This is a genomic window from Christiangramia aquimixticola (assembly GCF_048285835.1).
Classification (GTDB): Bacteria; Bacteroidota; Bacteroidia; order Flavobacteriales; family Flavobacteriaceae; genus Christiangramia; species Christiangramia aquimixticola.
This window is the reverse complement of the sequence record NZ_JBLVTL010000009.1, coordinates 2,693-3,364: the sequence shown is the minus strand read 5'-3', so window position 1 is coordinate 3,364 and position 672 is coordinate 2,693. Positions and strand designations below refer to the sequence as shown.

The following is a 672-nucleotide window of genomic DNA, read 5'->3' as shown; positions in this document are numbered from 1 at the left end:
GATTCCTAGAGATAAAATGGGTATAGTTTTTACAAACAACCAGGGTGCTTTAAGCATTTTAGTTTGTATGATCATCGAGATTTTATCGTTAAACGGGAAAAAAGTTCATTGACATATTGAGAAACAAAGAATACGAGAACACTATTAGATAGAAATATTTAATATTAAGTAATACATTATAATACTTCTAATTGAGCAATCAATTAGATTAGAGCATTAAGCAAAGCGCATACAAGCTAGATAAGGGCGTATGGGGAATGCCTAGGCTCTCAGAGGCGATGAAGGACGTGATAAGCTGCGAAAAGCTGCGGGGATTGGCACATACAAGTTGATCCGCAGATATCCGAATGGGGCAACCCACTATATTGAAGATATAGTATCCGCAAGGAGGCGAACCCGGAGAACTGAAACATCTAAGTACCCGGAGGAAGAGAAAACAATAGTGATTGCGCTAGTAGCGGCGAGCGAACGCGCAGAAGCCCAAACCAATGAGTTTACGGACTTATTGGGGTTGTAGGACTGCAATATTGTTTGTACAAGGAATTAGAACAAGTTGGAAAGCTTGGCCAAAGACGGTGACAGCCCGGTATAGGTAACTTCGTATAAAACATAGCAGTATCCTGAGTAGTGCGGGGCACGTGAAACCCTGTATGAATCCGGCGGGACCATCCG

At 42.1% G+C, this 672-nt stretch carries 1 other annotated feature (running past one end of the window).

The window, feature by feature from the left end:
• Nucleotides 1–228 precede the first annotated feature (228 nt).
• Nucleotides 229–672, top strand: a sequence feature (mutual gap in cmsearch alignment for this rRNA model is longer than 100) (it continues 2,385 nt past the right edge of the window).